Genomic DNA, 14,017 nt, shown 5'->3' with positions numbered 1-14,017 from the left:
TATGCAACTCGATCTGTTTGTGGTGGTGCTCTATTTTCTGGTCATTGGTGCGGTTGGCTGGTTTGGCGTCCGTAAGGCCACGACCAAAGAAAATTACCTGGTCGCTGGCCGCAATCTGGGGCCGGGGCTGTATTTAGGCACGCTGTCGGCGGTGGTGCTCGGCGGGGCTTCGACGATTGGCAGCGTGAAATTAGGTTACACCTATGGCATATCTGGCCTGTGGCTCTGTTTCGCGCTGGGAATGGGCATTGTGGTGCTGAGTACCCTGTTGGCCAAACCTTTGCTCAAGCTGAAGCTCTATACCGTGAGCCAGGTGCTGGCGCAGCGCTATCATCCGGCGGCCAGAGTCACCAGTGGTATCATCATGCTGGCTTACGATTTGATGGTGGCGGTAACCTCGATTATTGCCATCGGCAGCGTAATGCAGGTGATGTTTGAGTTGCCTTTTGCCACTTCAATACTGATCGGCGGTGGGATGGTGGTGCTCTATTCAACGCTGGGCGGCATGTGGTCGTTAACGCTGACGGACATTATCCAATTTATCATTATGACGGTCGGGATGATGTTGGTGCTGATGCCGATGAGCATCGTCAAAGCGGGCGGCTGGGCGGTCTTTGCCCATCAGCTACCCGCGAGTTATTACCAACTTTCTTCTATTGGCTTCGACACCATCATCCTGTTCTTCCTGATTTACTTCTTTGGCATCCTGATCGGGCAGGATATCTGGCAGCGGGTATTCACCGCCCGCAGCGTGCCGGTTGCCCGTTACGCCGGTTTGGGCGCGGGGATTTACTGTGTGCTGTATGGCGTTACCGGCGCGATGATCGGCATGGCAGGGAAGCTCGTGCTGCCGCAGTTGGAAAGCAGCGATGGGGCGTTTGCCGCCATCGCTCAGGCGGTATTGCCCGCAGGCGTCAGCGGATTAGTGGCCGCCGCGGCACTGGCGGCGCTGATGTCAACGGCCAGCGCCTGTCTGCTAGCCTCTTCAACCATTGCGCTGGAAGATGTGTTGCCCGCCATTCGTCGGCAGCCATCAGGGGGCTTGGCAGCCGGGCGTTTGACCACGTTGGTGATGGGGGCAGTGATGCTGGGGTTGGCATTTCTGGTGCAGGATGTGCTGTCTGCTTTGACGCTGGCTTACAATCTGCTGGTGGGCGGAATGCTGATCCCGCTGGTGGGGGCGATTTTCTGGAAACGCGCCACCAGCACCGGTGCGATAGCCAGCATGGTGATGGGCAGCCTGTGCGTGTTGGGCTTTATGTTTTATCACGGCATTCAGGCTAACAGCCCGATCTACAGCGGTTTACTGGTGGGATTCGTGGCTTTTATTGTCGGCAGTCTACTCACGCCGGAACAACGGGTGGTCGCAACCGCCTGAATAGCGGTTACGGGAAAGCATGACGCCATCCCGTAACCTGCCTGATTATACTCGTGAGCCCCAGAGGTCATATTCGTCGGCGTTTTCGATCTTCACTTTGACGATCTCGCCCACTTTTACCCCGGTTTCACCGTTCAGGTAGACCGCACCGTCGATCTCCGGTGCATCGGCCATGCTACGGCCAATCGCGCCTTCTTCGTCAACTTCGTCGATCAGCACCAGCAGTTCGCGGCCAATTTTGTCCTGCAGACGCTGGGCCGAGATCTGTTGCTGCAGTTGCATAAAGCGGTGATAACGTTCTTCTTTCACCTCTTCCGGCACCTGATCGGCCAATTCGTTGGCCGCCGCGCCTTCCACCGGGCTGTATTTGAAACAGCCGACGCGATCCAGCTTGGCTTCTTGCAGGAAGCTGAGCAGCATCTGGAAATCTTCTTCGGTTTCACCTGGGAAACCCACGATGAAGGTGGAGCGCAGCGTCAGATCCGGGCAGATTTCACGCCAGCGCTTGATGCGCTCCAACGTGCGTTCTACCGCGCCAGGGCGCTTCATCAGCTTGAGGATTTTCGGGCTGGCGTGTTGCAGCGGAATATCCAGATACGGCAGGATTTTGCCTTCCGCCATCAGTGGAATAACGTCATCCACGTGCGGGTAAGGGTAAACATAGTGCAAACGCACCCAGGCACCCAGGCTTGAGAGTTGCTCACACAGGCTAACCATGCTGGTTTTCACCGGCTGGCCATTCCAGAAGCCGGTACGGTGTTTCACATCAACGCCGTAGGCCGAGGTATCCTGCGAAATCACCAGCAGTTCTTTTACCCCGGACTTCACCAGGCGTTTGGCCTCATCCAGCACGGAACCGATCGGGCGGCTGTCGAGATCGCCACGCATCGAGGGGATGATGCAGAAAGTGCAGCGGTGGTTACAGCCTTCAGAGATCTTCAGATAGGCGTAGTGCTTCGGCGTCAGTTTCACGCCCTGCGCCGGGATCAGGCTGGTAAACGGGTTATGTTCTGGCTTTGGCACATATTGGTGAACGTGGGATAGCACCTGCTCATAGCTGTGCGGCCCGGTGATTTCCAGCACCTTCGGATGCACTTCACGGATCTGGTTTTCTTTTGCACCTAGACAGCCGGTCACAATCACCTTACCGTTTTCGTTTAATGCTTCGCCGATCGCCTCTAGCGATTCTTGTACGGCACTGTCAATAAAGCCGCAGGTGTTGACGATCACCAGTTCGGCGTCGTCATAACGGGGTACTACCTGATAGCCTTCATTACGCAGTTCAGTCAGGATCCGTTCAGAATCAACCAGGTTTTTCGGGCAACCTAGTGAAACAAAGCCGACACGGGGGGCTTTTGGGGTCATAGTCTGTGACATAGCTCAATCCAAAAAAGAAACGAGCGGATTTTACACATGAGCAACGTGAAATTACACCGTTATGTGCAAGGGCATAAATAAAAAACAGCCCGGCAAAATTTGGCTCAGAAGTTACAGCCAGCCGGAGCGTTTAAGTTTCCGATACAGGAAAACGCAGCCGACGACGGTCACGCCCAGCGTGGCATGGTAGGCCCAGGGGAATTTCAGTTCGGGCATATCGGCAAAGTTCATCCCATACAGGCTGAAAATCACCGTTGGGATCGCCAGGATCGCCCCCCAACCGGCCAGCCGCTTAACCACTTCGTTTTGCTTAACGGTCACCAGCGCCAGATTTACGTGCATGGCGTTAGTCAGCATCTCACGCATGTCGTCCAGAGTGCTGGCAACCTGCCGGGCGTGATCCTGTACGTCACGCACATAGGCGCGCAGCTCTTTGGGGATCACGTCTTCATGCAGGTGAATCAACTGATTGCAGATCTCATCCATCGGCAACGCAGCGTTGCGCAGGCCGAGCAGATGGCGGCGCAGGCTGTAGACGTTTTCGATCGCGGTTTCATCAAACTCCGACTTGAACATGCTAGATTCAATGTCTTCGATCATCGCTTCAAACTTGCCGACGATATGGCGGTAATTGTCGACGATGAAATCCAGCACCGAATACAGGGCAAACCCTGGCCCATGGCACAGTTGCTTCGGGTTTTCTTCGGCTTTGGTGCGGATCGGTGCATAACTGGAAGAGGCGCCGTGGCGCACGCTGATCAGAAAGTTTTTACCGACGAAGAAGTGCGTTTCACCATATTCCACTTCGCCCAGTTCCCATTGAACAGTTTTCACCACGATGAACAGGGAGTCGCCATAGGTTTCGATCTTTGGCCGCTGGTGGGCACAAAGCGCATCTTCAATTGCCAGATCGTGCAGGCCGAACTCCTCCTGGATCTTGCGCATAAAAGCGTCTTCGGGTTGCCATAATCCCAGCCAGACGAAGGTATCCGGCGCTTTAACCACTTCGCTGATATCGTCGATAGTGATATCGCCCAGCCGTTTACCCGCTTTGTAGGCGATGCAGTTTACCACCATGGTTTGGCTTTCCATCTGCTTTACCTGTCAGTCCGTGAGAGATTTGGTGAAAAAATAGCGCTCATGCTCTATTGGGGCATTGCGCAATATCATCTGTAGCTGGTAGCCCTGTTTTTCGTAGAAGGGCCGAGCCTGAAAGCTGAAGGTATCGACCCGCGCGTATTTGCACCCTTCTGCCATAGCCTGTTGCTCTGCCGCTTTGATGAGTTGGCTGCCAACGCCTTCGCCGCGTAACGACTCAGAAACCCATAACAGATCGATGCTCAACCAGTGGCCAACGGTGTTGCCGGTCAGCCCGGCCATTTTGTTACCCTGAGCATCCAAGACAAACACCCCGATATTCTTATTCAGAATATCGCCGACAAATTGGCGATTGTAAGCCTTTAAATGATTGCGGATCTCTTCGGTGTCTTCCGGGCGCAGGTCATCTGTTACGGTGATATTCATATTTCCTCCTGAGTGATAGCTCCACTTTAGCGGCGAATTTTTTAAATTCAATGGGTTAAAAACCAGGGTGTGACGTATCAGGTAAGGGGGATCATCACGGTGCTCTGGTAGGCGGGGCGGGCACACAGTTGCTGATACCAACGTTCCATATGTGGGCGCGGCTGGCGTTTAATCGGCAGTTCAAACCAGGCGTAAATGAAGCTGCCCAGCGGGATGTCACCGATACCGAACTCTGCACCGGAAAGGTAAGGCTGTTGTGCCAGTTGGTGTTCAACGATCGTAAAGTGTTGCTCCAGTTCGGCGATCGCCGCATCGATAGCCGCATGATCGCGCTGCTCGGCAGGCGTACGAACCATGCCCCAGAAAAGGGTCCGGAAGGGGGCGGCAATGGTTGAGGTGAGCCAATCCATCCATTTTTCTGCGGCGGCGCGCGCTTGCAGATCTTGCGGATAAAACGGTGCCTGGCCGAACTTGGCTGCCAAATAACGCACAATGGTATTGGATTCCCACAGCACGAAGTCGTCGTCCTGCAGCAGCGGTACCAGCCCGTTGGGGTTGAGTGCGCGGTACGGTTGTTCGTTCACTTTGCCGTAAGTGCCCCCCGCGTTGATATGGGTGTAGTTCAGCCCTAGCTCTGCGGCGCACCAGCGTGCTTTCTTCACGTTATTCGAATTTGCCCGGCCCCAAATGGTCAACATAAAACGCCTCTGTATGTGTTTGAGAATGTCGCGTTAATACCTACGCGATAAAGTGGTTTTTGTCACACGCAAAGGCATTTTTTGCTAGGTGATACGCAAATCATCAGCGTTCCCAGTGGCACACTTCCCAACCATAGCGTGCAGCCAGGGCGCTCAGTTCGCTGTCGGGGTTGATGACCGTGGCGCTGTCGACAAACTGCAGCATGGCTTGATCGTTGATGGAGTCGCTATAGCCGTGGCTGTGTGCAAACTGCAGTTCAGGATGCTGCTGTAACCATTGTTGCAAGCGGATGACTTTACCCTGCTGATAGGTCAGGGTGCCGTAAGTGTTGCCGGTAAAACGGCCATCAACCACTTCAACGCCAATCGCCAATCCGGCATCGGCCCCCAGTTGTTCGGCAATCGGGGTGACCAGGTGTTCGCCGGTGGCAGAAATAATCAGAATGCAATCACCGCGTTCACGATGCCACAACAGGCGCTCACGCGCGGCAGGGTAGACGCGGGGGAGAATAGCGCGGCGGATATAGCGCTGCACCCAACTGGCCACGGTCTGGCTACTCAACCCTGTCAACGGAACCAGCGTGGCCCGCATGTAATCCTCCATCGGCAATTTACCCTGATAGTAGAGCCGCATCAGTTGCTGTTCCTGCCGTTCTAACTCCGCAGGGGCAAACCCCTCGGCCACCAGCCAGCGGATCCACAGGCTGGCGCTGTCATCATCGATCAGGGTTTCATCCAGGTCGAAAAGGGCTAAATCCATCAGTTTTCTCCAGTAAGAACACCTACGGCAGCGTTGAAGTAGCGCCGAGTATAAGACACATTGATGACCGTTCTGCGACACTGGGCAGGAGGTTTGCCTTAGCCCGCCCGCCATAATTAAAGTTAATGGCACGATTTTTAGCCAATTTGCCCACTAAAGCGTACAGTTATGTAAAAGTTCAGAAAAATCAGGCCAATCCCTGCCAGAATAAGAGAAACCGAATAAACTCACTATAGGGTCATTTTAGGTACAGCGTTGCATTGAGCCACTCTCGCTGGTTGGCTGAAAACGTAAACATGTTTGCGGGTTAACGCTATTTCAATGGGTTAAACGAACATACTGGCGACGTCATGATGAAAAAAACTTACTCCACCTCTCTTCAAAAATTGGCCCTCGGTGTAGGCGTCATACTGCTCATTACCCGCAGCGTACAAGCGGCTGAAGCACCAGAAATACCGCAAGTGGATGCTAAAGCCTATGTGCTGATGGACTATAACAGTGGCAAGATCCTGGCAGAAGGCAACCCTGATACCCGCCTTGACCCAGCCAGCCTGACTAAAATCATGTCCAGCTATGTGATCGGCCAGGCGATAAAAGCGGGCAAAATCAAGCCGGACGATCTGGTCACCGTGGGGAAAGATGCCTGGGCAACCGGCAACCCGGTGCTGCGCGGCTCCTCTCTGATGTTTATCAAGCCGGGCGATCAGGTGCCGGTGTCGGAACTGAATAAAGGGATCGTTATTCAGTCGGGCAATGATGCCAGTATCGCGCTGGCGGATTTTGTGGCAGGTAGCCAGGATTCGTTCGTTGGGCTGATGAATAACTATGCTAAATCTCTTGGCTTGCAGAATACCAATTTCCTGACGGTGCACGGCTTGGATGCCGAAGGGCAATACAGCACCGCGCGCGATATGGCGCTGCTGAGCCAGGCGCTGATCCGAGACGTGCCAGACGAATATGCGCTGCATAAAGAGAAAGAGTTCACGTTTAACAAAATCCGCCAGATCAACCGTAACCGTTTGTTGTGGAGCACCAATCTGAACGTGGACGGTATCAAGACCGGCTACACCAGCGGTGCTGGGCACAATCTGGTGGCCTCCGCGACCGAGGGCCCCATGCGCCTGATTTCGGTTGTGCTGGGGGCACCGAGCGATCGCGTGCGTTTCAGCGAGAGCGAGAAACTGCTGACCTGGGGGTTCCGCTTCTATGAAACCGCGATCCCGATCAAGGCCGACAAAGCCTTTGTCACGCAGAAAGTCTGGTTTGGTGACGTGGGGGAAGTGCCGCTGGGGGTGGCCAAAGACGCGGCCGTAACCATCCCGAAAGGGCAGATGAAGAATCTGAAGGCCAGTTATCAGCTCAACCAGCCGACCTTGGAAGCGCCGTTGGCGAAAAATCAGGTCGTCGGCACCGTCAATTTCCTGCTGGATGGCAAAACCATTGAGCAGCATCCGCTGGTGGTGATGCAGGAGGTGAAACAGGGCAACTTCTTAAGCCGCATGTGGGACTTTGTGATGATGAAACTGAGCCAGTGGTTTGGTGGCATCTTCGGCTGAAGATAAACGGGGCCACTTGAGTGGCCCCAAATCAGATCAATGACATGCCACTACTTTGATTGCCAGGCCGCCTTGCGAGGTTTCGCGGTACTTGGCGTTCATGTCTTTGCCTGTTTCATACATGGTTTCGATCACCTTATCCAGGCACACGCGCGGCTCGCTGGTGCGGCGCAGCGCCATGCGCGCGGCATTGACGGCTTTCACCGCAGAAATGGCGTTGCGCTCGATACAAGGCACCTGCACCTGGCCAGCCAGCGGATCGCAGGTCAGCCCCAGGTGGTGTTCCATAGCGATTTCTGCGGCAATGCACACCTGTGCCGGGCTGCCCCCCATCAGTTCTGCCAAACCGGCCGCCGCCATAGAGCAGGCGACGCCCACTTCCCCTTGGCAACCGACTTCAGCGCCGGAGATCGACGCATTCATCTTGTACAGCGTGCCGATCACCCCGGAAGCCAGGAAGAAACGGCTGTAAGAGTTGGTATTGATCGGGCGGATAAACTGATCGTAATACGCCAGTACCGCCGGAATGATGCCGCAGGCGCCGTTGGTTGGTGCGGTTACCACGCGGCCACCGGCGGCGTTTTCTTCGTTTACGGCAAAGGCGAACATATTGATCCAATCCACCACGTTCATCGGATCAATATTGTTCTTGTCACCGGTCACCAGAATACGCCGCAGAGCGGCCGCGCGGCGCTGAACCTTCATCGGGCCGGGCAGCAGGCCTTCGGTATTCATCCCGCGTTCAATGCCGGTGCGCATCACCTGCCACACGTCAGCGAAGTGCGCCTCGATTTCCGTTTTACTGCGCAGTGCCAATTCGTTCTGCATCACCAACCCGGAAAGCGAAAGCCCGGTTTCCTTACAATGTTGCTGCAAGTCTTGCGCGGAGCGGTAAGGGTAAGGGATGGGGGCGGCATTGCTGGCTGCTTGGCCGAAATGTTCTTCATCAACGATAAAACCACCGCCGATGGAGTAGTAGGTTTTGCTGTGTAGCCGTTGCTCACCGGCGTAGGCGCTGATGCACATACCGTTTTCATGCAGCGGCAAATTGTTACTGTGGAAGTTCATGCCGCCTTGGCGCGGGAAATCGACCTCGTGCGCGCCGTTGGCTAGTAGCAAACGGCCACGCTGCCCCACGTCGCGGATAAAGCCGGTAATGCTGTCGATATCCACGTCATGCGGCAGATTCCCCGCCAGGCCCATGATAATGGCGATATCAGTATGGTGCCCTTTACCGGTGAGCGACAACGAGCCATAAACGTCGACCACCACGCGGGTGGTGTCGTGCAGTTGCCCTTGGGCGATCAAGTCATCGGTAAACTGTTTGCCAGCCTTCATCGGGCCGACGGTATGGGAGCTTGATGGGCCGATACCTATTTTGAAAATATCGAAAACGCTGATCATTGTCTTAACCTTCTTTTTCAGGTTACAGGCATGGATACCAGGAAGGGGGAGGGTGAAAAGCCGGCGCCATGCAGCGCCGGCCGAGCGTGGTTAGCCGAACAGGGTGTACAGAATGGCGGAAATGGCAATCAGCCCCATCACGACCACGAATACGTTGCTGATATGCCCACTGTACTTGCGCATGGCTGGAACTTTACGGATGGCATACATCGGCATCAGGAACAGCAGCATGGCGATGATCGGGCCACCGAGGTTCTCGATCATGCCCAAAATGCTCGGGTTCAATGTCGCGACGATCCAGGTGGTCACCAGCATAAAGATCGCTGTGATGCGGTTCAGCTTATTGCTGCTGATGGTTTTGCCGCGGCTCTTCATGGATTTGGAGATCATGCCGTTAAAGCCTTCGCGGGCACCCAGATAATGGCCCAGGAAAGATTTGGTGATGGCGATAAACGCGATGACCGGTGCGATATAAGCGATCATCGGGTTGTTAAAGTGGTTGGCCAGATAAGACAGAATCGAGATATTCTGCGCTTTGGCTTCTGCCAGATCGGCCGGAGAGAGGCTCAACACGCAGCTGAAGACGAAGAACATTACCGTCAGAACCATCATGATGTGGGCATAAGCCAGAATGCGTGAGCATTTTTTCTCGGCGCCTGTGCCATATTCTTCACGCTTTGCCACGGCGAAAGCGGAGATGATCGGTGAGTGGTTAAAGGAGAACACCATTACCGGGATCGCCAGCCACAGGGTGATCACCAGGCCGTGGCCCAAACCGCTGCCGGAACCGGCCAGAGAAAGGTTCTCGAAGATGGCACCGGTCCAGTTAGGGATCAGATACAGCGCCAGCATCATCAGCACGCCGACAAACGGGAACACCAGAATACTCATGGTTTTCACGATGGCTTGCTCACCGAAACGCACGATGGTCATCAGCCCGACGATCAGGATCAGGGACAGAATCGCGCGCGGCGGTGATACCAGCCCCAACTGATGGGTAATAAAACTGTCAACGGTATTGGTGATCGCCACGCTGTAAACCAGCAGGATAGGGTAGATCGCAAAGAAATAGAGCAGGGTGATCAGCTTACCGGCGCTGATGCCAAAGTGCTCCTCTACCACCTCGGTGATGTCTTCACCGGGATTTTTACCGGAAAGAACGAAACGGCACAGGCCACGGTGGGCAAAAAACGTCATCGGAAAGGCGATGATCGCCATGATAATCAAGGGAATCAAACCACCGATACCGGCGTTAATGGGCAGAAACAGTACGCCTGCGCCGATGGCGGTGCCATACAGGCCCAACATCCACATGGTGTCAGATTTGCGCCAGGTCGTGCTGGAAGCCGAGGCCGCAGAGGCAATTGTGCCGGTCTGTGTAGTGTCCATAAATATCTCCGAAGTGAACACGTTAATTTGAAATTAAAGGCAAATTTTCAGGATAGAGCTGCCCGGCGAAATATCAGATTTCGTCAGAGATCAGCATTAGATATTACTTGCGGGGTGATATGACGCCCCCTGGTTGTTTATTATGCTAATTATCGTTTGCGATGGTTGCCGGATAACTAACCCAATGACTTTCTGCTGTTAAATAGCTAAAAGCCGCAACTTCTGCCGGAAGATCTTTGTCTGCCGATTTTTGTTGGCGGCAAGATAACGATTTACAGCAGAAACAACCGTGATCGCACTCTCAAATGCGTTATTTGTGCGTTGGTTTGCTTTTTTAATGATTTTTCGTGCATATGTTGCGCAGATGTAAGAGATCTCATGCTGAAACCGATTTCATTCACTCTGCGATGAAGGTTCAGGCTTGGTGATGTTTAGCCAGATAAAAGTCTGCCTGGTTGATTGGGATTGGCGATATATTTCAATACGGCGTTTTGATTTAGCTGAAAACCCTTATCATTGTAATTGGTACTTATCTATTGCAGATTAAGTGAGATTAACAGTTTGTTTATAAAGGAATTAAAGCAAATGCTGGCGGGTTTGGTGAAGCAATAAATAGAGCTGTGCGACGGAAACAATGCATATTTATTTATCATATAAATAAAGATAATTGCCGATATTTTACGCAGGAAGGTGAAGTGGCTATTAGGGTTTAAATCGTATTATTGGTAATGAACCTAGAGTGTCATATTTTTATTCAGAGTGAACTTGGCTTAATTTTCGGCAATTTTATTCCGTAAAAAATAATAACCCAGGCAAGCTGTTGCAATTCATTAACCTGTAATTAGGGCGGAATGAGTTATTTGGCGAGTTTGATTGCTGGTATTTTGTACAAACGAATGAGCGTTGATTGCCGCTTCATAACGACCATGGAGCCTAGGAGGTTTTGATGCGGTCACGCGCTGATTTTCTTCCACCCTGCGCTAACTGCGGCGGGTTTGTGATCCCAATCACCAATCGCGGTAAGCTTGCCAACTGATTTCTTCCGAATTTGGATGTTAAGGGAATGTTGTCTCGTGGATGGCTGTAAAACACTGTGCTAGGATGATTTGCCGCTATTTCAGGCACTGACTATAACTCTAAAAGGATGCCCCTATGCTTTTAAATAATCGAAAGATTTTTGTCGCTGTTGCAGCAACCTTATTCGCAGTAAGCAGCTATGCGGCTACGCCGAAATCAGTGGCTATCGTATCGATCGTTGATCATCCGGCGTTGGATGCGACGCGTGACGGGGTCATTGATGAATTAAAGGCCGCAGGTTATGACAAGGATAAGGTCAAGATTCAATTCCAGAGTGCGCAAGGAAACATGGCCACCGCCGGGCAGATCGCACGTAAGTTTATCGGTGACAAACCCGATGCCATAGTCGCGATCTCCACCCCGGCAGCCCAGTCGGTGATCGCTGCGACCAAAACTATTCCGGTGGTGTTTACTACGGTAACCGATCCGGTGGCGGCCAAGCTGGTTAAGAGCTGGGAGCCAAGTGGCACCAACGTGACCGGCGTTTCTGACAGCGTTGCTATCGGCCCGCAGGTGGACCTGATTCTAAAGGTGAAGCCAGATGCCAAACGCGTTGGCATGGTATTCAGCCCGGGTGAGGTCAACTCGACGGTGGTGGTGAAAGAGCTGAAAGATGAGTTAACCAAACGCGGTATGACCCTGGTTGAAGCACCGGCAGCGCGTACCGTTGACGTGACCCCGGCGGCGAAAAGCCTGGTGGGGAAAGTTGACGTCATCTATACCAATACCGATAACAACGTGATCTCCACCTACGAATCGCTGGTCGCTGTGGCGAATCAGGCCAAAATCCCGCTGATCGCGGGTGACAACAGCGTTGCCAAACGCGGTGCTGCTGCTGCGCTGGGCATGAGCTATTACGATCTGGGGCGGCAAACCGGTAAAATCGTTGTGCGTCTGTTAGAGGGCGAGCAGCCGGGCACTATCGCGCCAGAGGTGGGCAATAAGCTCAGCCTGAGCGTGAACCCAGCCGCCGCGAAGAAGCAGGGCGTAACACTGCCAGCGGACCTGGTGCAGTCAGCACAAGAAGTTATCAAGTAACGCTTTGCGGCGCATCGCTTTTTTATTCTAGGGAATGGCCCGCCAGTTCTGGTGGGCCAAGGTTTTTTATGAGGTTTGCATGTCGTTAATTTCCCTTATGGGGGCTTTGGAGATCGGCCTGATCTTTGCGCTGGTGGCGCTTGGGGTGCTGATTTCCTTTCGTTTGCTCAACTTTCCTGATCTGACGGCGGATGGCAGCTTCCCCCTGGGTGGCGCTGTTGCGGCGATCATGATCGTCAGCGGTTACAACCCTTGGCTGGCCTGCGGGCTGGCCGCTCTCGCCGGGGCTGGTGCCGGTTGTCTGACCGCCTGGCTGCATGTGCGGCTCGGCATTCTGCAACTGTTGGCCAGTATTCTGGTGATGATCGCCCTGTATTCCATCAATCTGCGTATTATGGGTGCCCCTAATCTGGCTCTGATTGGGCTGCCCAGCGTATTTACTCCGTTTATCAGCCAGGTTGAAGATAATGCCTGGTTGATTCAGCCGCTGCTGCTGCTGGTCATAGTGGTGTTGGTCAAGCTGGCGCTGGATGCGTTTTTGACCTCCGAAGTCGGCCTGGCGCTGCGTGCAACCGGCGCGAATCCCCGTATGGCGCGCGCGCAGGGTATTGCCACCAATCGGCTGACGGTGATCGGCATGGCGCTTTCTAATGCGTTGATTGCGCTGGCTGGCGCGTTGTATGTGCAAACTCAGGGCGGTGCCGATATCTCTATGGGGATTGGGACCATTGTCGTCGGGCTGGCGGCGGTGATCATTGGTGAAACACTGTTACCCGCGCGCAGCCTTTATCTGATCACCTTGGCGACCTTGCTGGGAGCATTGGTTTACCGCCTGATGATTGCGCTGGCGCTGAATGCCGACTTTATTGGCCTGCAGGCGCAGGATCTGAATCTGATTACCGCAGTATTGGTGACGCTGGCACTGATTTTGCCGAAGTTGAAACAGAAATTGAAAAGTAAGCAAGGAAGGCGGCCATCATGATGCGTGCCGAGCAGTTGTTTAAAACCTTTAATCCCGGCACTCCGCTGGAAAACCCGGTATTGCGTGGCCTGTCTCTGAGTATTGAAGCCGGGCAGTTCGTTACGGTGATTGGCAGCAATGGGGCGGGAAAGTCTACGCTGCTGAATGCGATCAGCGGTGACATTACCCCCGATCGCGGTCAGCTGTTTATTGGCGATCAGGACGTGACTACCATGCCAGCCTGGCGCCGTGCTGGCATGGTGGCTCGGGTGTTTCAGGATCCGCTGGCGGGCACCTGCGAAGGGCTCAGCATTGAAGAGAACCTGGCGCTGGCGCTGCAGCGTGGCCAAACCCGTGGGTTTCAGCGTGCGGTCAAAAACCAACAGCGTGCGCTGTTCCGTGACAAGCTGGCGACGCTGGAACTGGGCTTGGAGAATCGTTTAGGCGATCACATGGGGTTGCTTTCCGGTGGGCAGCGGCAGGCGGTCAGCCTGTTGATGGCCTCGCTACAACCTTCGCGCCTACTGTTGCTGGATGAGCATACGGCAGCGCTCGATCCTAAAACCGCCGCCTTTGTGTTGGCGCTAACCGATCGTATTGTCGCCGAACAGCAACTGACGGTGCTGATGGTGACACACTCGATGCGGCAGGCGCTGGATCATGGGCATCGCACGGTGATGCTGCACCAGGGGCGCGTGGTGCTGGACGTTAGCGGTAAGCAGCGGGCCAACATGCAGGTGACCGATCTGCTGGAGATGTTCGAAAAAACGCGCGGCGAAAAGCTGGATGATGATGGGTTGCTGCTGAGTTAATCCAGCCATATCCTCCAAGCTGCTGTCTACCAACCGAACTGAT

The 14,017-nt window shown here is 54.1% G+C and carries 12 protein-coding genes; 5 read left to right on the top strand and 7 right to left on the bottom strand.

Annotated elements, in window-relative coordinates; translation table 11 throughout:
• Nucleotide 1: 1 nt before the first annotated feature.
• The gene (locus WG891_RS20490) at nt 2-1,378 is read left to right on the top strand and encodes a sodium:solute symporter (protein WP_337264318.1); all 1,377 of its coding nucleotides are present in this window, start codon (nt 2-4) and stop codon (nt 1,376-1,378) included.
• Nucleotides 1,379-1,423: 45 nt separating this feature from the next.
• Here the strand turns inward: WG891_RS20490 and rimO are convergent, their stop codons facing one another.
• From rimO to WG891_RS20465, 5 genes are all read right to left on the bottom strand, one after another.
• Entirely contained in the window at nt 1,424-2,755 is a 1,332-nt protein-coding gene (rimO, locus tag WG891_RS20485; RefSeq protein WP_337264319.1) for a 30S ribosomal protein S12 methylthiotransferase RimO, read from the bottom strand.
• 111 nt (nt 2,756-2,866) lie between these two features.
• A complete protein-coding gene (locus WG891_RS20480) occupies nt 2,867-3,847 on the bottom strand; it encodes a magnesium and cobalt transport protein CorA (protein WP_337264320.1) in 981 nt (326 codons plus the stop codon).
• A gap of 12 nt (nt 3,848-3,859) precedes the next feature.
• The gene (locus WG891_RS20475) at nt 3,860-4,279 is read right to left on the bottom strand and encodes a GNAT family N-acetyltransferase (RefSeq protein WP_337264321.1); all 420 of its coding nucleotides are present in this window, start codon (nt 4,277-4,279) and stop codon (nt 3,860-3,862) included.
• Nucleotides 4,280-4,356: 77 nt separating this feature from the next.
• Nucleotides 4,357-4,977 carry a glutathione S-transferase family protein gene (locus WG891_RS20470; RefSeq protein ID WP_337264322.1) on the bottom strand — a complete coding sequence of 207 codons (621 nt, stop codon included), beginning with the start codon at nt 4,975-4,977 and terminating at the stop codon, nt 4,357-4,359.
• Nucleotides 4,978-5,080: 103 nt separating this feature from the next.
• Nucleotides 5,081-5,737 carry an HAD family hydrolase gene (locus WG891_RS20465; RefSeq protein WP_337264323.1) on the bottom strand — a complete coding sequence of 219 codons (657 nt, stop codon included), beginning with the start codon at nt 5,735-5,737 and terminating at the stop codon, nt 5,081-5,083.
• A 350-nt stretch (nt 5,738-6,087) separates the two neighbouring features.
• Between WG891_RS20465 and WG891_RS20460 the strand changes: the two genes are divergently transcribed.
• Nucleotides 6,088-7,293, top strand: a complete 1,206-nt coding sequence (locus WG891_RS20460) for a serine hydrolase (RefSeq protein ID WP_337264324.1) — start codon at nt 6,088-6,090, stop codon at nt 7,291-7,293.
• Nucleotides 7,294-7,329: 36 nt separating this feature from the next.
• On the opposite strand, the gene WG891_RS20455 is transcribed toward WG891_RS20460, so the two are convergent.
• On the bottom strand, nt 7,330-8,697 hold the full coding sequence (locus WG891_RS20455; RefSeq protein ID WP_337264325.1) for an L-serine ammonia-lyase: 1,368 nt from the start codon (nt 8,695-8,697) through the stop codon (nt 7,330-7,332).
• A 90-nt stretch (nt 8,698-8,787) separates the two neighbouring features.
• Nucleotides 8,788-10,086: an HAAAP family serine/threonine permease gene (locus WG891_RS20450; protein WP_337264326.1), complete on the bottom strand. Its 1,299-nt coding sequence runs from the start codon at nt 10,084-10,086 to the stop codon at nt 8,788-8,790.
• 1,152 nt (nt 10,087-11,238) lie between these two features.
• Between WG891_RS20450 and WG891_RS20445 the strand changes: the two genes are divergently transcribed.
• The 3 genes from WG891_RS20445 to WG891_RS20435 all read left to right on the top strand — a co-directional run bounded on the left by WG891_RS20445 (nt 11,239) and on the right by WG891_RS20435 (nt 13,974).
• Nucleotides 11,239-12,201: an ABC transporter substrate-binding protein gene (locus WG891_RS20445; protein WP_337264327.1), complete on the top strand. Its 963-nt coding sequence runs from the start codon at nt 11,239-11,241 to the stop codon at nt 12,199-12,201.
• 79 nt (nt 12,202-12,280) lie between these two features.
• The gene (locus tag WG891_RS20440) at nt 12,281-13,183 is read left to right on the top strand and encodes an ABC transporter permease (RefSeq protein WP_337264328.1); all 903 of its coding nucleotides are present in this window, start codon (nt 12,281-12,283) and stop codon (nt 13,181-13,183) included.
• Nucleotides 13,180-13,974, top strand: a complete 795-nt coding sequence (locus WG891_RS20435) for an ABC transporter ATP-binding protein (protein ID WP_337264329.1) — start codon at nt 13,180-13,182, stop codon at nt 13,972-13,974. The genes WG891_RS20440 and WG891_RS20435 overlap by 4 nt, the downstream gene beginning before the upstream one ends.
• Nucleotides 13,975-14,017 lie beyond the last annotated feature (43 nt).

Origin of the sequence: Serratia sp. MMO-28 (genome assembly GCF_037199905.1) — a bacterium.
In the GTDB taxonomy this organism is placed as follows: Bacteria; Pseudomonadota; Gammaproteobacteria; order Enterobacterales; family Enterobacteriaceae; genus Chania; species Chania oryzae.
The sequence above is the reverse complement of the archived record's forward strand: the minus strand, read 5'-3'. Positions and strand labels throughout refer to the sequence as shown.